Source organism: Parvibaculum sp. (genome assembly GCF_035325945.1).
GTDB lineage: Bacteria > Pseudomonadota > Alphaproteobacteria > Parvibaculales > Parvibaculaceae > Parvibaculum.
This window is the reverse complement of the sequence record NZ_DAOKYX010000023.1, coordinates 1-18,724: the sequence shown is the minus strand read 5'-3', so window position 1 is coordinate 18,724 and position 18,724 is coordinate 1. Positions and strand designations below refer to the sequence as shown.

The window sequence follows — 18,724 nt, the reverse complement described above, 5'->3', positions numbered from 1 at the left end:
GCGGGCGCACGCATCTCGTCTCGCCCGCCATGGCGGCGGCGGCGGCGATTGCGGGCCATTTCGTCGATGTGAGGAAAGTATAGCGCCTCAAAGCCCCTCCCCTTCATGGGGAGGGGTTGGGGTGGGGTGCCCACAGCGCTTTCAATGAGGTGCGGCCGGGCGATGGCGAACGAAAGAGCCAGAACGCTTCGGAGGAACCAGACAGAAGCCGAGAGGGCGCTCTGGCAGAAATTGAGAGTGCTGAAGGCGGAAGGATTTCATTTCAGGCGGCAAGCGCCTATCGGAACGTATATCGCGGATTTTGCCTGTCATTCATTCAAGCTGGTGATCGAGGTTGATGGCGGGCAGCACAATGAGAAGTCCGGTCTTGCGCGCGACGCGGAACGGACGGCATGGCTCCAGGGAGAGGGCTACAGGGTGCTGCGCTTCTGGAATAACGAGGTACTGACAAATATCGAGGGCGTGGAAGAGACGGTCAGGCGGGAACTGGGTCTCATCTGATCATTCGAAACATCACCCCACCCCAACCCCTCCCCATCGAGGGGAGGGGCAATAAGAGGCGGTAGAAGATATGGACAAGTTCAACAAGCTCACGGGCGTCGCGGCGCCGCTGCCGATGATCAATGTCGATACCGACATGATCATCCCCAAGCAGTTCCTGAAGACGATCAAGCGCACGGGGCTCGGCAAGAATCTCTTCGACGAGATGCGCTTTGACGAGAAGGGCAACGAGAAGCCCGACTTCGTGCTCAACCAGCCGGCCTATCGCAATGCGCAGATTCTTGTGACCGGCGAGAATTTCGGCTGCGGCTCCTCGCGCGAGCATGCGCCCTGGGCGCTCCTCGATTTCGGCATTCGCTGCGTCATCGCGCCCTCTTTTGCCGACATCTTCTACAACAACTGCTTCCAGAACGGCATTCTGCCGATCGTGCTGCCGCAGGCCGATGTCGACAAGCTGATGGACGACGCGGAGCGCGGGAGCAATGCTGTCGTCACCGTCGATCTCGAGGCGCAGGAAATCCGCGGTCCCGATGGCGGCGTCATCAAGTTCGACATCGATCCCTTCCGCAAGCACTGCCTGCTCGAGGGGCTCGACGGCGTCGGCCTGACGCTGAAGCGGGAAGCGGCGATTTCGACCTATGAGACGAAGCACAAGGCCGAGCAGCCCTGGCTGTGACGAGGCTCGTCATGCCCGGGGTTCATCCGGGCATCTGGAATGACACGCACGGTGCAAGAGCCCTGGATTGCCGGGTTTAGCCCGGCAATGACGACGAGAGAGTTTGAAATGACGAAGAAGATCCTGATCGTGGCGGGCGACGGCATCGGCCCGGAAGTGATGGGCGAGGTCGAGCGCGTCATCGGCTGGTATGCGAAGAACCGCAAGTTCGACGTCGCCATCGAGCATGAGCTGGTCGGCGGCTGCTGCTACGACAAGCACGGCGTCGCGGTGACGGATGCGACGGTCGAGAAGGCGAAGGCCGCGGATGCCGTCTTCCTCGGCGCGGTGGGCGGCCCCAAATGGGACGACGTTCCCTATGAGGGGCGGCCCGAGGCGGGTCTTCTCCGGCTGCGCAAGGATCTCGAGCTTTTTGCCAATCTGCGTCCCGCGCTCTGCTTCGCCGCGCTGGCGGACGCCTCTTCGCTCAAGCGCGAGATCGTCGAGGGCCTCGACATCATGATCGTGCGCGAGCTGACGGGCGGTGTCTATTTCGGCGAGCCGAAGGAGATCACCGATCTCGGCAATGGGGAGCGCCGCGGCGTCGACACGCAGGTCTATACGACGCATGAAATCCGCCGCATCGCGGAGGTCGCCTTCGACCTCGCCCGCAAGCGCGACAATCGCGTCATGTCGGTCGAGAAGCGCAACGTCATGAAGTCGGGCGTGCTCTGGTACGAGGAAGTCCTGAAGCTCCACAAGGAGAAGTTCGCGGATGTGAAGCTCGATCACATGCTCGCCGACAATTGCGCCATGCAGCTCGTGCGCAATCCGAAGCAGTTCGACGTCATCGTCACCGACAATCTCTTTGGCGACGTTCTCTCCGACATCGCCGCCATGCTGACGGGCTCGCTCGGCATGCTGCCCTCCGCCTCGCTCGGCGCGAAGGATGCGAACGGCAAGGCGAAGGCCATGTATGAGCCGGTGCATGGCAGCGCGCCCGACATTGCGGGCCAGGGCGTCGCCAATCCGCTCGCCTCGATCCTCTCCTTCGCAATGGCGCTGCGCTACACATTCGATCGCGGGGCTTGCGCCGATCTGCTTGAAAAGGCGGTCGACGGCGTGCTCGCGCAGGGCCTGAGGACCGGCGACATCATGCAGGCCGGCATGACGAAGGTCGGCACCGTCCAGATGGGCGATGCGATCCTGAATGAACTCGACCGGCTGAACGCATAACGAGCCGTCAGGAGAAAGCCGATGGGATACAAAATTGCCGTTGTCGGGGCCACGGGCAATGTGGGCCGCGAGATGCTGAACATCCTCGCCGAACGCGAGTTTCCCGCCGATGAGGTGGTGGCGCTCGCCTCGCGGCGGAGCCAGGGAACGGAAGTTTCCTACGGCGACAGGATCCTCAAGGTGAAGGCGCTGGAGAATTACGACTTCTCCGGCACCGATATCTGCCTCATGTCGGCGGGCTCGACGGTCGCCGCCGAATGGTCGGCGCGGATCGGCGCGCAGGGCTGCGTCGTCATCGACAATTCGTCGAAGTTCCGCACCGATCCCGACGTGCCGCTCGTCGTGCCGGAAGTGAATTCCGACGCCATCGGCGGCTACACGAAGAAAATGATCATCGCCAACCCGAACTGCTCGACGGCGCAGATGGTGGTGGCGCTGAAACCGCTCCACGATGTCGCGCGGATCAAGCGTGTCGTCGTCTCGACCTACCAGTCGACGAGCGGCGCGGGCAAGGACGGCATGGACGAGCTTTTCGAGCAGACGCGCGCCATCTATGTCAACGATCCCATCGAGAAGAAGAAGTTCACCAAGCAGATCGCCTTCAACGTCATCCCCCATATCGATGTGTTCATGGAGGATGGCTACACGAAGGAAGAGTGGAAGATGGTGGTCGAGACGAAGAAGATGCTCGACCCGAAGATCAAGGTGACGGCGACCTGCGTGCGCGTGCCCGTCTTTGTCGGCCATTCGGAAGCGGTCAATATCGAGTTCGAAAATCCGATCACGGATGATGAGGCGCGCGAAATCCTGCGCGAGGCGCCGGGCTGTCTCGTCGTCGACAAGCGCGAGGATGGCGGCTATGTGACGCCGCTCGAATGCGTTGGCGAATATGCGACCTATATCAGCCGCATCCGCGTCGACCCGACCGTCGAGAACGGGCTTGCCATGTGGATCGTCTCCGACAATCTGAGGAAGGGCGCGGCGCTCAATGCGGTGCAGATCGCCGAAATTCTCGGCGCGCGTTACCTCAAGAAGGCCGCCTGAGGCTCAGGCGAAAACCTCGATATTGGGCGGCAGGCCCGGATCCCAGATCATTGCCTGGTCGTGCGCGAGCGCAAGCTCGCCACGGCCGGCCTCGACGCTCGAGCGGATGAGAGCCGCCGAGCATGCGGAGGCGCGCGCGAGCGCCTGCGGCACCGCCACGCCGCTCAGGAGCCGCGAGAGAAAGATGGCGGCGAAGAGATCGCCCGTGCCCTTTGGCGTCATCGCATCGTCGGTGGCCGAATATCTCGCCGTCTCGGCGCGATAGGCTTTCCTGTCTTCGACCGCGAGGTTCGATATGCGGCCCTTGGGCGCGGGCGCCGAGGTGATGGTGACGATTTTCGGGCCGAGCTTGCGCGCAAGGGGAATGGCGGCGCGGATATCGGCGGGCTCTTCGCCAGCAAGCCGCGCGAATTCGAACCAGTTCGGTGTCACGATGTCGGCGCGGAGCGCGAGCGCGGCCTGCGCGGCTTCGACGGCGCCGCTCACATAGGCGCCGTTTTCGTCGCCCATGATCGGGTCGCAAAGATGAAGCGCCTTCGGATTGGCGGACTTCACGCGCGCGACCGCATCGGCGACGGCGCCCGCCTGTTCGGCATTGGCGAGATAGCCGGAGAAGATGGCGTCGCAGCGCGAAAGCCAGCCCCGTTCGTCGAGCGCGCGCACCAGCCGCTCGATCAGTTCCTCACCGAGAAGCTCGCCCTCGAAGCTGCCGTAACCCGGATGATGAGCGAGAAGCACGGTCGGCACCTGCCAGACCTCGTGGCCGAGCCGCTGCATCGCAAATGCGCCGGCGGAATTTCCGACCGCCCCATAGACGACCTGGCTCGAGATGGAAAGGATCGTCGCCATGCGTACTCCTCATGCAGCGAGCCCCCGCAATTCCGCTTCACACGTCCCCACAAGATTTATAGTGTCCGCATTCCGTATCCGCGAGAACTTCCGACGCTGGAGAGAGTCATGTCCCTGATTAATGCCCGTCCGCGCCGCAGCGTGCTTTACATGCCCGGATCGAATGCGCGCGCGATGGAAAAAGCGCGGGAGATTCCCGCTGACGCGCTGATCCTCGATCTCGAGGACGCCGTGGCGCCGGACGCGAAGGAAGAAGCGCGGGCGCAGGTGATCGGCGCCGTCGCGCAAGGCGGTTATGGCAAGCGTGAAATCGTCATTCGCGTGAACGGGCTCGATACGCCCTGGGGCATCGACGACATCAAGGCCGCGGTCGCGGCGGGCCCGGACGCCATTCTCGTTCCCAAGATCAATTCCGCCGGGGACGTTGCGCGCGCCGAAGCCGCGCTGACGGCGGCCGGGGCGAAGGACGGCTTGCAGCTCTGGTGCATGATCGAGACGCCGCTTGCGATCCTCAACATCCAGTCTATCGCGGCGAAGGCGCAGGAGGCGGGCTCGCGCATGTCCGTCTGGGTCATGGGCACCAACGACATCGCCAAGGAGCTTCGCGCCGCACACACGCCGGACCGCGTGCCGATGCTCGCCTCGCTCGGCCTTTCGATCATCGCGGCTCGGGCCTATGGCATCGTCGCGCTCGACGGCGTCCATAATGACATCAAGGACGAGCAGGGCTTCGTCGCCATCTGCGAGCAGGGCCGCGACATGGGCTTCGACGGCAAGACGCTCATCCATCCCTCGCAGGTCGCCCCTTGCAACCGCATCTTCTCGCCCGATCCCGAAACCGTCGCCTTCGCGCGGAAGACGATCGAGGCCTTCGAGCTGCCGGAGAACAAGGGCAAGGGCGTGCTCAAGGTCGAGGGCCGCATGGTCGAAATTCTTCATGCGGAAATCGCAAGGCGCACCGTCGCCATTGCCGATGCCATCGCGGAGCTTGAGGCATGACGAAAACGAACGCCGGAAACTTCTTCGAGGATTTCAAGGTCGGGCAGGTGCTCGATCATGCGACGCCGCGCACCGTGACGGAGGGCGACCGCGCGCTCTATCAGGCATTTTTCGGTTCGCGCTTTTCGCTGCAATCCTCCGACGAGGTTGCGCGCAAGGCCGGCTATGCGCAATCACCGCTCGACGACATGCTCGTCTTTCACATCGTCTTCGGCAAGACGGTGCCCGACATCTCGCTCAATGCGGTGGCCAATCTCGGCTATGCGGACTGCCGCTTCCTGAAGCCCGTCTTTCCGGGCGACACGCTTTCCGCGACGTCCGAGGTCATCGGCCTCAAGCAGAATTCGGACGGCGCGACGGGCGTCGTCTATGTGCGCTCGACGGGCCGCAACCAGAGGGGCGAGACGGTTCTCGACTATGTGCGCTGGGTGATGGTGCGGAAGCGCGACAAGGCCGCGCCCGCGCCGGAAACCGACGTGTCGCAGCTTCCCGCCGCCGTTGATGCGAAAGCTCTTGCAGCGCCTTCGGGCACGAATTTCAAGGAGTTCGATACAATCGCCTCCGGTTCGCCCCATCTCTGGGACGATTACGAGGCGGGCGAGAAGATCGATCATGTCGACGGCGTCACCATCGAGGAAGCCGAGCACATGATGGCGACGCGCCTCTATCAGAACACCGCGAAGGTTCATTTCAATCAGTTCACGGAAGGGCAGGGCCGCTTCGGCCGCCGCCTCATCTATGGCGGTCATGTGATCTCGCTTGCCCGCGCGCTGAGTTTCAACGGGCTGGGCAATGCGGCGCTCGTTGCCGCGATCAATGGCGGGCGGCATGTCGCGCCGTGTTTTGCGGGCAATACGGTCTTTGCATGGTCGGAGGTTCTGGCGAAGGAACCGATTGCCGATCGCGACGATCTCGGCGCGCTCCGCATCCGCACGATCGCGACCAGAGATCTGCCCTGCAGCGATTTTCCGGGCGCGCTCGAAAGGGGCTATGCCGAAGGCGTCATTCTTGATCTGGACTACTGGGTCTTCATGCCGAGACGCTGACGCCCCCAGAGCGCCCTTCATGTTTCGTTCAGGACAAGTGGTTAAGCTCGTATCAACGTGATTGGGCGATCCATGTTTACATCGAGTTCAGGAAAGGGTTCAGCCGCTCCCAAAGCGCCCGCGATGCGCTCGGCGCTGAGCGTCGCCTTCGAGGAGGCGTGGGAGGCGGCGAGGGGCGAGGCGCCCTATCCCGACCGCAGCGATATCGACCTCAAGCATTTCGCGAAATTCGCTCGCTGGTTTGCGATCATCGAGCCCGATCCGCATCGGATGGCGCTGCCCTTCAGGCTCGTCGGCTCGGGCTTCTTCGATTTTCTCAAAACCGATCTTACCGGGGTCGATTATCTGGAGCTTGCCGATCCGTCGATCAGGCAGCTTGCCTATGATTGCGTCATGGCATGTCTCAAGCAGCCATGCGGCCTCTGGCAGATCACGCCGGCAAGCATCGCCGAGGGCGGCTCCATGCCATACGAATACACGATCCTGCCGATCTCGAAGGGCAAGGACGTGGCCGATCACATCGTCATCTATGTGAATTTCGAGCTCGGCACCTTTGCGCCGAAGCCACATATCGATCGCGTCGAACATTCGACCGTCTGGCACTGGCTCGATATCGGCTTCGGCGTGCCGGACATCGCCTTCTGAGGCGGCTCAGACCGCTTTCGCATTGCCATAGACATAGACGAGGGTCGCGAGCGCGATGGCGACGAGCTTTTCCTCGCCTCCCTCGTCGCAATAGATGCGCGCTTCGGCGACGCACTGGATGCGGCCCGCGCGGACGACCTCGCTCCGGGCGATGACGCGCGTGCCGGTCGCCGGCCGCAGGATGTTCACCTTGTACTCCGAGGTGACGAGCCCCGCCGCGCCCTCCGGCCGGACCGTGCCCGCCGCGAAGGCGCAGCTATTGTCAGCGAGATAGCCGATGACCCCGCCGTGAAGGAAACCTGCCTGCTGGGCAAGCTCGGGCCGGTTCTCCACCGTGAGCTCCACCCGGCCCCGCTCGACATGCGTGATCTTCGTCCCCACGAGTCGGGCGAAGGGCTGCTCCTCGAGCGTTCGGGTGAGCTGTTCGAGGACTTCTTTTTCGTTCGATGGTGCGGTCATGGCCGTTCGTCTCCTCTGCTTCGGCGAGGTTTTGGAGATTTGCGGATCGGCGACAATTCTCCACCCGCGCAATGCCTGTTGCGGAAGTGGGGCTGACGTTGCGGGTTCATGGGGTTAGCGGGTCTCCCATCCGCGCAAAGCGCATTGCGCGGGCCCGACGGGGGGCCGGGCCGGCTCGACGCTTGTGTGAGAACGATTCGCAAAACAGCTCAGGCGCGCGGAGCCTGCCGCGCGCGCCCTGTCTCCGCATTTGCGTTCGGGGGAATCAGGGGATAAACAACAAACATCACAGCCCACCCGCAGACCCATTCGGGGACCTTGAGATGGCTAAGACGCAACAGGTCGCGCGGCCGCTTTCGCCGCATCTTCAGATTTATCGCTTCACAATCACCATGACGATGTCGATCGTCCACCGCATCACGGGCGGCGCGCTTTATTTCGGTACGGCGCTTCTCGTCTGGTGGCTTGTGGCGGCGGCGACGGGCCCCGAAGCCTATGCGCTCTTCCAGGATGTCGCCGGCTCGTGGATCGGCCGCCTCGTGCTCTTCGGCTATAGCTGGGCGCTGCTCCACCATCTCTTCAGCGGTATCCGCTATCTCATCTGGGACCGCATCCAGGGCTTCGAGCTTCGCAAGGCGGACATGCTGAGCTGGGCTGCGCTCATCATCGCTTTCGTGAGCACGATCGCCGTCTGGGTCGTGGCTCTTTCCCTCAAGGGGGTGTTCTGATGGCCCAGTCCGGAAAATCCGCAACCCGCGATTTCCGCCGCCAGCGCCTGACGGCGTTCGCGCTCGTCCCGCTCGGGCTGATTTTCGTCGCTCTCGTCGTCGCGCTCGCGGGCAGCGACTATGAGACGGCGCGCGCCTGCCTCGCCAATCCGCTGGTGGCGGGCGTTGTCGTCCTCCTCGTCATCGCGACGGCGGTCCATATGCGCATCGGCATGAACGAGATCATCGACGACTATGTGCAGGACAGCACCCTCCACAAACTGTCGAAGACGGGCAATTTCCTTTTCTGTGCGGCGGTCGTTCTCGGCAGCATCTACGCGGCGCTGAAAATCCTCATCGGTTTCTGATCATTTCACGAGCAAGTCCCATGACCGCGAGTTACAGCTTCAACGATCATACATTCGATGTGGTGGTGGTGGGCGCCGGTGGCGCGGGACTGCGCGCGACGCTCGGCTGCGTCGAGCGCGGCCTCAAGACCGCGAACATCACAAAGGTCTTTCCGACGCGCAGCCACACGGTCGCGGCGCAGGGCGGTGTCGCCGCCTCGCTCGGCAATATGGGGCCGGACGACTGGCGCTGGCACATGTACGACACCGTGAAGGGGTCGGACTGGCTCGGCGATCAGGACGCGATCGAATATCTCTGCCGCCATGCGCCGGACGCGGTCTACGAGCTTGAGCATTTCGGCGTGCCCTTCAGCCGCACCGAGGACGGCCGGATCTATCAGCGTCCCTTTGGCGGCATGACGACCAATTTCGGTGAAGGCATCGCGCAGCGCACCTGCGCCGCCGCCGACCGCACCGGCCATGCGATGCTGCACACGCTTTATGGCCAGTCGGTCCGCCACAAGGCGCAGTTCTTCGTCGAATATTTCGCCATCGACCTCATCATGGACAATGGCCGCTGCGTCGGCGTCGTCGCGCTCGACATGGCGACGGGCGAGATGCACCGCTTCCGTTCCAGCATCGTCATTCTGGCGACGGGCGGCTATGGCCGCGCCTATTTCTCGGCCACCTCCGCCCATACCTGCACCGGCGACGGCAATGCGATGGTGCTGCGCGCGGGGCTCGCGCTCCAGGACATGGAGTTCGTGCAGTTCCACCCGACCGGCATTTACGGCTCGGGCTGCCTCATCACCGAGGGCGCGCGCGGCGAAGGCGGCTATCTCGTCAATTCGGAAGGCGAGCGCTTCATGGAGCGTTATGCGCCTTCCGCCAAGGATCTTGCCTCGCGCGACGTCGTCAGCCGCGCCATGACGATCGAAATCCGCGAGGGACGCGGCGTCGGTCCGCACAAGGATCACATCTTCCTTCACCTCGATCACCTCGACCCGGCGATCCTGAAGGAACGTCTGCCCGGCATTTCGGAATCGGCGCGCATTTTCGCGGGCGTCGACGTGACGAGGGAGCCGATCCCGGTCCTGCCGACCGTCCACTACAACATGGGCGGCATCCCGACCAACTATCACGGCGAAGTGTTGACGCTGAAGGACGGCAACCCGAACACGGTGGTGCCGGGCCTGATGGCGGTCGGCGAGGCGGCCTGCGTTTCGGTTCACGGCGCGAACCGTCTGGGCTCGAACTCGCTCATCGACCTCGTGGTCTTCGGCCGGGCGGCAGGCATCCGCGCCGCCGAGCTTCTCAAGGATCAGAAGTCGCAGCCGGAGCTGCCGAAGGGCGCCGGCGACTTCGCGCTCGCCCGTCTCGACCGCTTCCGCAACGCGAACGGCAAGACGCCGACAGCGGCGCTCCGCCTCAAGATGCAGCGCGCCATGCAGGAGGACGTCGCCGTCTTCCGCACCGGCGAGACGCTGGAGGAAGGCAAGCGGCGCGTGGCCGAGATTTTCGCGGAGCTTCCCGATATCCGCGTCACCGACCGTTCGCTCATCTGGAACTCCGATCTCATCGAGACGCTGGAATTCGACAACCTCATCGTTCAGGCGATCGCGACCGTCGAGGGCGCGGTGGGCCGCAAGGAAAGCCGCGGCGCCCATGCCCGCGAGGATTTCCCCGAGCGCGACGACGATAACTGGATGAAGCACACGCTTTGCTGGGTCGACACCGAGACGGGCAAGACCGCCGTCGATTACCGCCCGGTCCACACCTACACACTTTCCGACGAAATCGAGTACATCAAGCCGAAGGCGCGCGTTTACTGAGACGCGAAGGGTTCGATCATGGTTCAGCTCACACTGCCCAAGAATTCCCAGACCACGGAAGGCAAGACCTTCAAGGCGGAAGGCGCGACGCGCGTCAAGCGGTTCCGCGTCTACCGATGGTCGCCCGACGACACCGCGAACCCGCGCATCGACACGTTCGAGGTCGATCTCGACAAATGCGGGCCGATGGTTCTCGACGCCCTCATCAAGATCAAGAACGAGGTCGATCAGACGCTGACCTTCCGCCGGTCTTGCCGTGAAGGCATTTGCGGCTCCTGCGCCATGAATATCGACGGGGCGAACACGCTCGCCTGCACCAAGGGCATCGACGAGATCGACGGCGATGTGAGGATCTATCCGCTGCCGCACATGCCGGTCGTGAAGGATCTCGTGCCCGATCTGACCAATTTCTACGCGCAGCACGCTTCCATCGAACCCTGGCTCCACACCAAGACCGAAGAGCCGAAGAAGGAATGGCTGCAATCCCACGAGGATCGCGAGAAGCTCGACGGGCTCTATGAGTGCATTCTCTGCGCCTGCTGCTCGACGTCCTGCCCGTCCTACTGGTGGAACGGCGACCGCTATCTCGGCCCGGCGGCGCTGCTGCAGGCCTATCGCTGGCTCGTCGACAGCCGCGATCAGGCGACGCAGGAACGCCTCGACAAGCTCGAGGACCCCTTCAAGCTCTATCGCTGCCACACCATCATGAATTGCGCGAAGGCCTGCCCGAAGGGTCTGAACCCGGCCAAGGCCATTGCCGAGATCAAGAAGATGATGGTCGGGCGGGCCTGATCGCCGCCACCGCGACCGAACGAGGCCGCTCCCCGGAGCGGCCTTTTTCTTTGCCACCCGCACTCCGCCATCGCATAGTCGCGCCATGAGCGAGAGAGACTGGCACAAGGGCGCATGTCATTGTGGTGCGGTGACCTTCGAGGTCGAGACTGCGCGTGACATCGTGCTCGACGATTGCAACTGCTCCATCTGCGCGAAGACGGGCTATCTCCATCTCATCGTGCCGGCCTCGCGCTTTCGCATTCTCTCGGGCGAGGAGCGGCTCACCGAGTACCGGTTCAACACCGGCACGGCGCGGCATCTCTTCTGCTCGGTCTGCGGGGTCAAACCCTTCTATGTGCCGCGTTCAAATCCCGACGGCTGGAGCGTCAATTTCCGCTGTCTCGACCGCTCGGAATTCGGCGAGGTCACCATCCGCCCCTTCGACGGGCAGAACTGGGAAGCGCATGGCGCCTCGCTTGCCCATCTGAGCCGCGAGTAGCGCCTATTCTCGCACATATTCCGTGTCCGGCGCGGTATAGCGGGCGGCGGCGGCCAATGCGCGTTTGAGATCGTCATAGGATGAGAAGGCGCAGTCATTGCCGCTGCGCGTGATGTTGAAGGTCCCGGCGCTTTCGCCATGGCGTTCCGCGACGCGGATGAAGTCGCTGCATTCGGGTGCGAAGCGCAGCCAGCCCTCGCCCTTCTGGCGGAGAAGGCCGTAGACGGCCTCGCCCGGCTTCTCGCTGTCGCGGATGAGGGCGATGTAGTCGCCGCCGCCAATGTCGTCGAGCAGGCCCGCGACGGGCTCCTCACCATCGAATGTGTAGAGATAATCGGCGCCCTTTCTCGTGACGGTGAGATGGCGCGGCGGCGCCGAGGCGCGGCTGCCATTGTCATCGAGCTTGAAGGCGGCGAAGCGCGCACCGTCCGGGACCGGATAATCCGCCTCTGCGGGGCCGAAGAGCGGGACCTTGCTCACGAAGCAGGCGGAGAGAAGAAGGGACGCCGCCAATATGGCGGCCAGTCGGCATCCGTGCATGTCGGCTCTCCATGGGGTCGCAGAGGCACCTTCATGCTGCACCGGGACCGGCGCCAGGGCAAATGGCTCGCCAAAAAAGGGACGGCCCGCGCCTCGAGGAAAGACGCGGGCCGGTCGGGGGGCGAGAGATAGGCCGGGGCGCTCAAACGCAGCCGGGGCTCCGCCGCCACTTGTGGTGTCGCCATCGAAGGCGTGGAAATGAGCATAGCCGCCAAAGCTGAACCGCCGGTGAACGGCCGGAGGGCCCGCCCCTAGGGAGTTCTACGGATTTCATGCGGCCTTGCGGCGCCGCATGATCGGGCGCGGGGGCGCTGGCGAGGCGGGAGACAGTGCGATGGCGGCCCGGCCCATTCTCGAGACGCACGAGCTTACGCGCTGGTTCGGAGATCTCGTCGCCGTCGACCGGGTGACGCTGACGGTCGAGACCGGCGAGGTGTTCGGTCTTCTCGGCCGCAACGGCGCGGGCAAGAGCACGCTCATCAAGATGCTGACGACACTGCTGCCGCCGAGTTCGGGCGCGGCCGAAGTCGGCGGCTACGATGTCAGGCGCGAGCCCGCCAGGGTCCGCCGCATCATCGGCTATGTGCCGCAGGCGCTTTCGGCCGACGGGGAACTTACCGGCTATGAGAATCTGAAGGTCTTTGCGCAGCTCTATGACATTCCGCGCCGGCTTCAGGCCGGGCGCATCGAGGAGGCGCTCGAATTCATGGGGCTTGCCGCTGCTGCCGGCCGCCTCGTCGCCACCTATTCCGGCGGCATGATCCGCAGGCTCGAAATCGCGCAATCCATGATGCACCGGCCAAGGCTTCTCTTTCTCGACGAGCCGACCGTCGGCCTCGATCCCGTGGCGCGCGAGGCGGTGTGGGACCACATCCTCGAACTGCGCCGGAGCTTCGGCGCGACGATCGTCCTGACGACGCATTACATGGATGAGGCCGAAAAGCTCTGCGGGCGCGTCGCCATCATGCAGAGCGGAAGGGTCGCGGCCATCGGCACGCTCGCCGAGCTTCGCGCCGCGAGCGGCGATGCCGATGCGAGCCTCGATGAACTCTTCGTCGATTTCACCAGAGGGGGCGCCGAAAGCGAGGGCGGCTATGCCGAAACAGCCGGTACGCGACACACGACCCAAAGGCTCGGTTGAGGGGCGGCGCCCCGTCATCGCGCTCTGGGGCCATGCTGCGGGCTATATCCTCAAGGTGCTCGCCATCTCCGATATGGATGTGCGCAAGCTGCGCCACGATCCGACGGAGCTTTTCACGCGGGCCATCCAGCCGATGCTCTGGCTTCTCGTCTTCGGTCAGGTCTTCGCGCGAACGCACGCCATTCCGACCGGAAGCATCAGCTATATCGCCTTTCTCGCGCCGGGCATTCTGGCGCAGAGCGTGCTTTTCATCGCGATCTTCAACGGCATCTCGGTCATCTGGGAGCGCGATCTCGGCATCGTGCACAAGTTTCTCGCAAGCCCCACGCCGCGCACGGCGCTCGTGCTTGGCAAGGCCTTGTCGTCGGGGCTTCGCGCGGTCACGCAGGCGGCCATCATCTATCTGGTGGCGCTCGCGCTCGGCGTCAGGATTCTCTGGGCGCCGTGGGCGCTTGTCGGTGTCGTTCTGCTGGTGTTTCTGGGAGCGGCGCTGTTCTCGACCTTCTCGCTCATCATCGCCTGCATCGTCAAAACGCGCGAACGCTTCATGGGCATCGGCCAGGTGCTCACCATGCCGCTCTTCTTTGCGAGCAATGCGATCTACCCGATGAGCATCATGCCCGGCTGGCTACAGGGCGTGTCCTATCTCAATCCGCTGAGCTACACGGTCGATGGCTTGCGCGCGCTGATGCTTGCGGATGGCGAAAGCGGCTTCGGGCTCGCGGTCGATTTCTCGGTGCTTGCGCTCACGCTTGCCGTTCTCGTCTTGATCGGTGGGAGAATGTATCCGCGGCTGGCGACCTGAGCCGTCGCACCACTGCTTTGCCGTAGACAGGAAAAACCCCGCGCAGCGTGGCTGCGCAGGGTTTGTCCGGACGAGATGGTTATTTCGGAGTTTCGGTCGAAGGAGCGGAGGTGCCCGGTTCCTTCTTCTCCATCTTCTCCATCTTCTCCTTCTTCTCCATTTTCTCGGTCTTCTTGTGCTTCAGCTTCTTGTGCTCCTTCTTCTCCTTCTTCTCCTTCTTCTCCATTTCAGGAGCCTTTTCGGCCGTGCCGGCCGGAGCGGCCGTCGTCGCTTCGGGTGTGGCGGGCGCGGTCGTCGCTGGCGGAGTTGTGGTTTCGGCAGCAAGAGCGAGGGCTGGAGCAACCGCAACGAGGGTCGCGGCAACTATGACATCGCGAATCTTCAGCATGGGTCGTTCCTTTCGGGTGTGGACTGTCGGGCCCGATGCAAAATCCGGGACAACAGTTTCCTTGTGGAAGCGACTCTGGCGAAGTTCACCTGAACCCAGGGTGAACGGTGGGGCGTGGTCTGCGTGCGTCATCGGCATATGCGCCGTGCCAATGAAAAGCCCGCGTATCTTTCGATGCGCGGGCTGAACTTCAGCTCCGGGGGAGCTTATTGCTGGCCGGACGGAGCCGGTTCCGACGGCGTGGCCGGAGCGGGCTCGGACGGCGCGGCCGGCTCGGAGGTAGCAGGCGCATGCTCGGTCTCGGCCGGCGCGCTCTGCGCAGGCGCGCTTTCCGGCGCGGCGGGCGTTGCCGGTGCTTCGGCAGGCGCCGTCTCGGACGTCGTCGGCGTGCCGGTCGTTTCTGTCGGAGTACCCTTGTTGGTCAGCTTGTAGCCGACGAGCAAAACCACGGCGATCACAATTACTGCGATGATGACTTTCACGGAGTTGGACATTGTCGTTCCTCTTAACTGTGTTCTGCGGCCGTTTGTTTCATGCGGGCCTGCTGCAGCCGTTGCTCCCGCCAGGTTCCACGGGCGCGAATCCCCCGGGCCCCGGTGGAATGCTAGTCAAATGTCGCCGGAGCGCCAGTATGAAACGCCTTATGGAACGTCGTTTCCGTGGCAGCGCATCACATGAGCGGCGGTTGCGCCTGAAAAAGATGAGCGAAGTCACGTCCTTAGGCGAATGTTGCAGTCATGCGACGGCGCGGAGAATGTTTCATTCATTCCCGAGCGGATCGAACCGCCATTTGCGCCGGATCGCGGGCGCAAGCTCGATTCCGTGCCGATGGACGAAAAGCAGAATGTGGCCGAGGAGGTCGGCCGCCTCATTGGCGAGATCTTCTCTGAGTTCGGTATCCGACCGGCCCTGACGGCGGCCCCGCGCGGTCAGCCTCATCCAGGCTTGCGTCAGCTCGCCCAGTTCCTCCTGCATTTTCAGGATGAACCAGTCGTCGTTTCGGGCTATTCCGTGCGAAGCTGCATGGGCTTCGGACGCCTTTTCAAAAAGGCCGGCAAGTTCCTCGAGCTGATGCATGGCTGATCCCTGGGCGCATCCCTTCCGGTTCCGGAACTCTATCGACAGCACAATGTTCTATCAATGTTCTTACCTGGCCTCTGCTGAAGAATGAACAAGGGACCGCTTGCCGCCTATCGCCGGAAGATCGAGAAGGGCGAGATCGCAGCCGACCCCGCACAGGCGCGCGCCGCCGAGCGGCTTCAGCATCTGGCCGTCGAGCTTGCAGACTGGAAGCCGGGCAAGAAGGTCGGCCCCTTCGCGCGCCTCGGCTTCGGCAAGGCGCTGACGCCGCCCGAAGGCGTCTATATCTGGGGCGATGTCGGACGCGGCAAGTCGATGCTGATGGATCTGTTCTTCGATCACGTCCGCATCCGGCCGAAGCGGCGCGTCCATTTCCATGCCTTCATGCTCGAAACGCATGAGCGCATCTTCAACTGGCGCCAGCGCGAGAAGTCGGGCGCGGTGAAGGGCGGCGATCCGATCCCGCCGGTCGCGCAGGAGATCGCGAGGGAGGCGGCGCTTCTCTGCTTCGACGAATTCCAGGTGCAGGACATTGCCGACGCCTCGATCCTCGGCCGTCTTTTCACGCAGCTCTTCGATCTCGGCGTCATCATCGTCGCCACCTCGAATATCGCGCCCGACCGGCTCTATGAAGGCGGTCTTAACCGGCATCGCTTCCTGCCCTTCATCGATCTCGTGAAGGAGCGGATGGATGTCGTCCATCTCGACAGCGCCACCGATTATCGTCTCGACAGGATGATGGGCCTGCCGGTCTATTACACGCCGCTCGGGGCCGAATCGCGCTCGGCCCTCGACAGGGCTTTCCACCGCCTCACCGACAAGGAACGCGGCCATCCGATGACGCTTGCGCTCAAAGGGCGCGCCGTGGAGGTGCCGCAGGCCGCCCATGGGGTCGCGCGCTTTTCATTCGAGGAGCTTTGCGCCCGGCCGCTCGGCGCCGCCGACTACATCAAGATCGCGCAGAGCTTCCACACCGTTCTCATCGACGATGTGCCGATGATGAGCCCGGAGCGTCGCAACGAGGCCAAGCGCTTCGTGACCCTCATCGACGCGCTCTACGAGGCCAAGACCAAGCTCATCGTCTCGGCCGCTGCCGAGCCATCCGCGCTCTATCCGAAGGGCGATGGCGCCTTCGCCTTCGAGCGCACCGTGTCGCGGCTCATGGAAATGCAGAGCACGGACTATATGGGCTTGCGCGCGGCCGACTGATCCGCATCGGAGGCGGCGGCTGCGACGATGACGGCAGACGTTCCGGCATCGGGTCTGACGCGCCCGGCCGAAAATCCCGTTCGGGCGAGCAGCGTCAGCGCATCCTCGATTTCGTTCGGCGTGCGGCTCCAGGGATTGGGGAGCCAGTCGAGCTGTCTGCGTCCGTGATTGCGCAGGATGAGTATCAGTCGGCCGCCGGGGCGCAGCACGCGGCGTATCTCGGTGAGCGCGGCGACCGGGTCCGGCCAGAACTGGAAGCTGTGAAGGGCGGCGGCGGCATCGAAGCTCGCATCGGGCCAGGGAAGGATTTCGGCGGTTCCTTCGAGGAGTTCATGGCGGACGCCCATATGATGGAGGCGGCGGCGGGCCGTTTCGACCATGAGCGGGGAGGGATCGACGCCCGCGACCAATCCCGCCGTGGCGCGCGACGCCATCATCTCGGCAAGCCTGCCGGTGCCGAAACCGATTTCGAGAAAGCGGCCTTCGGGCGACAGATCGATGAGGCTCGCCGCGCGCTCATAGGCCGGGCGGTTCGTGCGTTCCATGAGAACGCCGAAGATGCGGCCGGCGAGGCCATGAGGCCGCATGGGCTGGGGAACGGAATCCGCCACATCTATTTCTTTCGTGCGAGCATCACGCCATCGCCGACGGTCAGCAGCGATGCGTCGACGCGGGTGTCGGCCGAAATTTTCGTGTTGAGCGCGCGGATCGCGACGGTGTCGTCGTCCTTTATTTCCGGCTTCACGACGGCGCCGCTCCAGAGCATGTTGTCGAGCGCGATCACGCCTCCGGGACGCAGCAGCTTGAGACAGGCTTCGTAATAGGCGTCGTAGCCGGTCTTGTCGGCGTCAATGAAGGCGAAGTCGAAGGTGCCTTCCTTGCCCGCGCGGATGAGCCCCTCGAGCGTTTCAAGCGCGGGGGCGAGCTTCAGTTCGATGCGCTTCTCAAGGCCCGCCTCCTTCCAGTAGCGGCGTGCGATGGAAGTCCATTCCTCGCTCACGTCGCAGCAGAGCAGCGTTCCGTTCGGCGCGAGGCCGCGGGCGATGGCAATGGCGCTATAGCCGGTGAAGGTGCCGATCTCGATGGCCCTCCTTGCGCCGATGGCGCCGACAAGGAGCGTGAGGAAGGCGCCCTGGTCGGGACCGATCTGCATCTGCGCCATGGGCAGCTTCGCGGTCTCGATGCGGAGCTTCTTCTGCGCCTCTGTTTCGATCACGAGCGATGCCGAATAGGCCTCGATCGCTTCCGGCAGGAGTGAGCGTGACATGGAAGGGCCTCCCTCTTCGCGTTGATCAGCAGCGTTCGATTTTCGCGGCGGCGGCATCGATCGCCTCGGCGATGGCGGCGATTTCATTCGACGAGAGCGGCGCGCGCTCGAGCCGCAGGCGAAGCGCGGTGCGGAAATTCTCGACCGCCCGGACGATTTCCGGCGCGGGTCCGGCGCGGAAGCGGCGGCTGGCTTCCTCCATGCGCGCGACGATCGCGTCGAGCGTCGCCTTGTTGTCGGCGAGGAAAGCCTCGCCCGCGGACGTGATCGTGTAGAGCTTCTTGGAGCCTTCGCCGGGCGACACGCTCGCAAAGCCCTGATCCTCGAGCAGGGTCAGGGTCGGATAGATGACGCCGGGGCTCGGGCTGTAGGTGCCGCCGAAGGCGTCCTCGATGGCCTTGATGATGTCATAGCCGTGGCGCGGCTCCTCGGCGATGAGCCGCAGGATGACGAAACGCAGATCTCCCTGCTCGAAGGCGCGGCGGCGCCGTCCGCGGCGATGATGGTGCGGGCCGAATGTGTGCCAGTCGCGATCCCTCCCGCCGAGATCGTGCCCATGACGATGGGCTCTGAAATGCTTGAACATGGATATTTCCGATAGTGTTTCGATATATCGAAGTTAAAGATATATCTTTACATATCGAAGTCAAGGGGCGGGCCCGCGTCCCGCACAAGGGCGGGCGTTCTCGGCGGGCGTTCTG

Annotated in this window: 24 protein-coding genes; 15 read left to right on the top strand and 9 right to left on the bottom strand. The window is 63.7% G+C overall.

Annotated features, from left to right (window positions below; translation table 11 throughout):
• The first annotated feature begins 162 nt into the window (after window positions 1-162).
• The 4 genes from PKA57_RS11230 to PKA57_RS11215 all read left to right on the top strand — a co-directional run bounded on the left by PKA57_RS11230 (window position 163) and on the right by PKA57_RS11215 (window position 3,436).
• Window positions 163-501, top strand: a complete 339-nt coding sequence (locus tag PKA57_RS11230) for an endonuclease domain-containing protein (RefSeq protein WP_324300566.1) — start codon at window positions 163-165, stop codon at window positions 499-501.
• A gap of 70 nt (window positions 502-571) precedes the next feature.
• Window positions 572-1,177 carry a 3-isopropylmalate dehydratase small subunit gene (gene leuD / locus PKA57_RS11225; RefSeq protein ID WP_324300564.1) on the top strand — a complete coding sequence of 202 codons (606 nt, stop codon included), beginning with the start codon at window positions 572-574 and terminating at the stop codon, window positions 1,175-1,177.
• 108 nt (window positions 1,178-1,285) lie between these two features.
• The gene (gene leuB / locus PKA57_RS11220) at window positions 1,286-2,392 is read left to right on the top strand and encodes a 3-isopropylmalate dehydrogenase (RefSeq protein WP_324300562.1); all 1,107 of its coding nucleotides are present in this window, start codon (window positions 1,286-1,288) and stop codon (window positions 2,390-2,392) included.
• Between the two features lie 21 nt (window positions 2,393-2,413).
• Window positions 2,414-3,436 carry an aspartate-semialdehyde dehydrogenase gene (locus PKA57_RS11215; RefSeq protein ID WP_324300560.1) on the top strand — a complete coding sequence of 341 codons (1,023 nt, stop codon included), beginning with the start codon at window positions 2,414-2,416 and terminating at the stop codon, window positions 3,434-3,436.
• 3 nt (window positions 3,437-3,439) lie between these two features.
• Here the strand turns inward: PKA57_RS11215 and pdxY are convergent, their stop codons facing one another.
• The gene (gene pdxY / locus PKA57_RS11210) at window positions 3,440-4,285 is read right to left on the bottom strand and encodes a pyridoxal kinase (protein ID WP_324300558.1); all 846 of its coding nucleotides are present in this window, start codon (window positions 4,283-4,285) and stop codon (window positions 3,440-3,442) included.
• A gap of 108 nt (window positions 4,286-4,393) precedes the next feature.
• Between pdxY and PKA57_RS11205 the strand changes: the two genes are divergently transcribed.
• The 3 genes from PKA57_RS11205 to PKA57_RS11195 all read left to right on the top strand — a co-directional run bounded on the left by PKA57_RS11205 (window position 4,394) and on the right by PKA57_RS11195 (window position 6,975).
• Window positions 4,394-5,284: a CoA ester lyase gene (locus PKA57_RS11205; protein ID WP_324300556.1), complete on the top strand. Its 891-nt coding sequence runs from the start codon at window positions 4,394-4,396 to the stop codon at window positions 5,282-5,284.
• Window positions 5,281-6,330: a MaoC family dehydratase gene (locus PKA57_RS11200; protein WP_324300554.1), complete on the top strand. Its 1,050-nt coding sequence runs from the start codon at window positions 5,281-5,283 to the stop codon at window positions 6,328-6,330. Before PKA57_RS11205 ends, PKA57_RS11200 begins: the two co-directional genes overlap by 4 nt.
• A gap of 123 nt (window positions 6,331-6,453) precedes the next feature.
• On the top strand, window positions 6,454-6,975 hold the full coding sequence (locus tag PKA57_RS11195; RefSeq protein ID WP_324300552.1) for a PAS domain-containing protein: 522 nt from the start codon (window positions 6,454-6,456) through the stop codon (window positions 6,973-6,975).
• A gap of 6 nt (window positions 6,976-6,981) precedes the next feature.
• Here PKA57_RS11195 and PKA57_RS11190 read toward each other — a convergent pair whose 3' ends face one another.
• Complete coding sequence (locus PKA57_RS11190) at window positions 6,982-7,434, bottom strand: PaaI family thioesterase (RefSeq protein WP_324300550.1); 453 nt, start codon at window positions 7,432-7,434, stop codon at window positions 6,982-6,984.
• Between the two features lie 323 nt (window positions 7,435-7,757).
• Between PKA57_RS11190 and sdhC the strand changes: the two genes are divergently transcribed.
• From sdhC to PKA57_RS11165, 5 genes are all read left to right on the top strand, one after another.
• Entirely contained in the window at window positions 7,758-8,162 is a 405-nt protein-coding gene (gene sdhC / locus PKA57_RS11185; RefSeq protein WP_324300548.1) for a succinate dehydrogenase, cytochrome b556 subunit, read from the top strand.
• Window positions 8,162-8,509 (top strand): succinate dehydrogenase, hydrophobic membrane anchor protein, encoded by a 348-nt coding sequence (gene sdhD / locus PKA57_RS11180; protein ID WP_324300546.1) that lies wholly within the window; start codon window positions 8,162-8,164, stop codon window positions 8,507-8,509. The genes sdhC and sdhD overlap by 1 nt, the downstream gene beginning before the upstream one ends.
• Before the next feature lie 20 nt (window positions 8,510-8,529).
• Window positions 8,530-10,320 (top strand): succinate dehydrogenase flavoprotein subunit, encoded by a 1,791-nt coding sequence (sdhA, locus tag PKA57_RS11175; protein ID WP_324300544.1) that lies wholly within the window; start codon window positions 8,530-8,532, stop codon window positions 10,318-10,320.
• Between the two features lie 18 nt (window positions 10,321-10,338).
• Window positions 10,339-11,112, top strand: a complete 774-nt coding sequence (locus tag PKA57_RS11170) for a succinate dehydrogenase iron-sulfur subunit (protein ID WP_324300542.1) — start codon at window positions 10,339-10,341, stop codon at window positions 11,110-11,112.
• An 85-nt stretch (window positions 11,113-11,197) separates the two neighbouring features.
• Window positions 11,198-11,593 carry a GFA family protein gene (locus PKA57_RS11165; RefSeq protein WP_324300540.1) on the top strand — a complete coding sequence of 132 codons (396 nt, stop codon included), beginning with the start codon at window positions 11,198-11,200 and terminating at the stop codon, window positions 11,591-11,593.
• Between the two features lie 3 nt (window positions 11,594-11,596).
• On the opposite strand, the gene PKA57_RS11160 is transcribed toward PKA57_RS11165, so the two are convergent.
• A complete protein-coding gene (locus PKA57_RS11160) occupies window positions 11,597-12,133 on the bottom strand; it encodes a hypothetical protein (RefSeq protein ID WP_324300538.1) in 537 nt (178 codons plus the stop codon).
• A 334-nt stretch (window positions 12,134-12,467) separates the two neighbouring features.
• On the opposite strand from PKA57_RS11160, the gene PKA57_RS11155 reads away from it, so the two are divergent.
• Window positions 12,468-13,274, top strand: a complete 807-nt coding sequence (locus tag PKA57_RS11155; RefSeq protein ID WP_324300536.1) for an ATP-binding cassette domain-containing protein — start codon at window positions 12,468-12,470, stop codon at window positions 13,272-13,274.
• The gene (locus PKA57_RS11150; protein ID WP_324300534.1) at window positions 13,228-14,079 is read left to right on the top strand and encodes an ABC transporter permease; all 852 of its coding nucleotides are present in this window, start codon (window positions 13,228-13,230) and stop codon (window positions 14,077-14,079) included. The genes PKA57_RS11155 and PKA57_RS11150 overlap by 47 nt, the downstream gene beginning before the upstream one ends.
• Window positions 14,080-14,158: 79 nt before the next feature.
• Here PKA57_RS11150 and PKA57_RS11145 read toward each other — a convergent pair whose 3' ends face one another.
• From PKA57_RS11145 to PKA57_RS11135, 3 genes are all read right to left on the bottom strand, one after another.
• A complete protein-coding gene (locus tag PKA57_RS11145) occupies window positions 14,159-14,467 on the bottom strand; it encodes a hypothetical protein (protein ID WP_324300532.1) in 309 nt (102 codons plus the stop codon).
• Between the two features lie 206 nt (window positions 14,468-14,673).
• Window positions 14,674-14,961 (bottom strand): dynamin, encoded by a 288-nt coding sequence (locus PKA57_RS11140; protein ID WP_324300530.1) that lies wholly within the window; start codon window positions 14,959-14,961, stop codon window positions 14,674-14,676.
• Between the two features lie 265 nt (window positions 14,962-15,226).
• Window positions 15,227-15,544 carry a pyrophosphatase gene (locus tag PKA57_RS11135; protein WP_324300528.1) on the bottom strand — a complete coding sequence of 106 codons (318 nt, stop codon included), beginning with the start codon at window positions 15,542-15,544 and terminating at the stop codon, window positions 15,227-15,229.
• A gap of 90 nt (window positions 15,545-15,634) precedes the next feature.
• Here PKA57_RS11135 and zapE point away from each other — a divergent pair, with 90 nt between their 5' ends.
• Window positions 15,635-16,756 (top strand): cell division protein ZapE, encoded by a 1,122-nt coding sequence (zapE, locus tag PKA57_RS11130; protein WP_324300525.1) that lies wholly within the window; start codon window positions 15,635-15,637, stop codon window positions 16,754-16,756.
• Here zapE and PKA57_RS11125 read toward each other — a convergent pair.
• The 3 genes from PKA57_RS11125 to PKA57_RS11115 are packed head-to-tail and all read right to left on the bottom strand — an operon-like array spanning window position 16,729 to window position 18,609.
• Entirely contained in the window at window positions 16,729-17,367 is a 639-nt protein-coding gene (locus tag PKA57_RS11125) for a class I SAM-dependent methyltransferase (RefSeq protein WP_324300523.1), read from the bottom strand. The genes zapE and PKA57_RS11125 overlap by 28 nt on opposite strands.
• A gap of 2 nt (window positions 17,368-17,369) precedes the next feature.
• Window positions 17,370-18,023, bottom strand: a complete 654-nt coding sequence (locus tag PKA57_RS11120) for a class I SAM-dependent methyltransferase (RefSeq protein WP_324300521.1) — start codon at window positions 18,021-18,023, stop codon at window positions 17,370-17,372.
• Window positions 18,024-18,048: 25 nt separating this feature from the next.
• The gene (locus PKA57_RS11115) at window positions 18,049-18,609 is read right to left on the bottom strand and encodes a PadR family transcriptional regulator (protein ID WP_324300520.1); all 561 of its coding nucleotides are present in this window, start codon (window positions 18,607-18,609) and stop codon (window positions 18,049-18,051) included.
• Between the last annotated feature and the right edge of the window lie 115 nt (window positions 18,610-18,724).

Bases quoted from the DNA above. Each gene is read 5' to 3' on its own strand.
- PKA57_RS11230 (WP_324300566.1), top strand. From the start codon at position 163: ATGGCGAACGAAAGAGCCAGAACGCTTCGGAGGAACCAGACAGAAGCC.
- leuD (WP_324300564.1), top strand. From the start codon at position 572: ATGGACAAGTTCAACAAGCTCACGGGCGTCGCGGCGCCGCTGCCGATG.
- leuB (WP_324300562.1), top strand. From the start codon at position 1,286: ATGACGAAGAAGATCCTGATCGTGGCGGGCGACGGCATCGGCCCGGAA.
- PKA57_RS11215 (WP_324300560.1), top strand. From the start codon at position 2,414: ATGGGATACAAAATTGCCGTTGTCGGGGCCACGGGCAATGTGGGCCGC.
- pdxY (WP_324300558.1), bottom strand. From the start codon at position 4,285: ATGGCGACGATCCTTTCCATCTCGAGCCAGGTCGTCTATGGGGCGGTC.
- PKA57_RS11205 (WP_324300556.1), top strand. From the start codon at position 4,394: ATGTCCCTGATTAATGCCCGTCCGCGCCGCAGCGTGCTTTACATGCCC.
- PKA57_RS11200 (WP_324300554.1), top strand. From the start codon at position 5,281: ATGACGAAAACGAACGCCGGAAACTTCTTCGAGGATTTCAAGGTCGGG.
- PKA57_RS11195 (WP_324300552.1), top strand. From the start codon at position 6,454: ATGCGCTCGGCGCTGAGCGTCGCCTTCGAGGAGGCGTGGGAGGCGGCG.
- PKA57_RS11190 (WP_324300550.1), bottom strand. From the start codon at position 7,434: ATGACCGCACCATCGAACGAAAAAGAAGTCCTCGAACAGCTCACCCGA.
- sdhC (WP_324300548.1), top strand. From the start codon at position 7,758: ATGGCTAAGACGCAACAGGTCGCGCGGCCGCTTTCGCCGCATCTTCAG.
- sdhD (WP_324300546.1), top strand. From the start codon at position 8,162: ATGGCCCAGTCCGGAAAATCCGCAACCCGCGATTTCCGCCGCCAGCGC.
- sdhA (WP_324300544.1), top strand. From the start codon at position 8,530: ATGACCGCGAGTTACAGCTTCAACGATCATACATTCGATGTGGTGGTG.
- PKA57_RS11170 (WP_324300542.1), top strand. From the start codon at position 10,339: ATGGTTCAGCTCACACTGCCCAAGAATTCCCAGACCACGGAAGGCAAG.
- PKA57_RS11165 (WP_324300540.1), top strand. From the start codon at position 11,198: ATGAGCGAGAGAGACTGGCACAAGGGCGCATGTCATTGTGGTGCGGTG.
- PKA57_RS11160 (WP_324300538.1), bottom strand. From the start codon at position 12,133: ATGCACGGATGCCGACTGGCCGCCATATTGGCGGCGTCCCTTCTTCTC.
- PKA57_RS11155 (WP_324300536.1), top strand. From the start codon at position 12,468: ATGGCGGCCCGGCCCATTCTCGAGACGCACGAGCTTACGCGCTGGTTC.
- PKA57_RS11150 (WP_324300534.1), top strand. From the start codon at position 13,228: ATGCCGAAACAGCCGGTACGCGACACACGACCCAAAGGCTCGGTTGAG.
- PKA57_RS11145 (WP_324300532.1), bottom strand. From the start codon at position 14,467: ATGCTGAAGATTCGCGATGTCATAGTTGCCGCGACCCTCGTTGCGGTT.
- PKA57_RS11140 (WP_324300530.1), bottom strand. From the start codon at position 14,961: ATGTCCAACTCCGTGAAAGTCATCATCGCAGTAATTGTGATCGCCGTG.
- PKA57_RS11135 (WP_324300528.1), bottom strand. From the start codon at position 15,544: ATGCATCAGCTCGAGGAACTTGCCGGCCTTTTTGAAAAGGCGTCCGAA.
- zapE (WP_324300525.1), top strand. From the start codon at position 15,635: ATGAACAAGGGACCGCTTGCCGCCTATCGCCGGAAGATCGAGAAGGGC.
- PKA57_RS11120 (WP_324300521.1), bottom strand. From the start codon at position 18,023: ATGTCACGCTCACTCCTGCCGGAAGCGATCGAGGCCTATTCGGCATCG.
- PKA57_RS11115 (WP_324300520.1), bottom strand. From the start codon at position 18,609: ATGTTCAAGCATTTCAGAGCCCATCGTCATGGGCACGATCTCGGCGGG.